The following is a 240-nucleotide window of genomic DNA, read 5'->3' on the forward strand; positions in this document are numbered from 1 at the left end:
GCACCGGGCAGGCGTCAGTCCGTATACATCGCCTTACGGCTTCGCACGGACCTGTGTTTTTAGTAAACAGTCGCTTCTCGCTGGTCTCTGCGGCCACCACCAGCTCAGGGAGCAAGTCCCGTCACCAGCAATGGCCCCCCTTCTCCCGAAGTTACGGGGGCATTTTGCCGAGTTCCTTAACCACAGTTCACCCGAACGCCTCGGTATTCTCTACCAGACCACCTGAGTCGGTTTAGGGTA

The 240-nt window shown here is 57.9% G+C and carries 1 rRNA gene; it reads right to left on the reverse strand.

The window, feature by feature from the left end:
* Positions 1–240 (reverse strand): 23S ribosomal RNA (locus tag QSK52_RS39400); the annotation flags it as partial.

It is taken from the genome of Kitasatospora phosalacinea (assembly GCF_030268885.1).
Classification (GTDB): domain Bacteria; phylum Actinomycetota; class Actinomycetes; order Streptomycetales; family Streptomycetaceae; genus Kitasatospora; species Kitasatospora phosalacinea_C.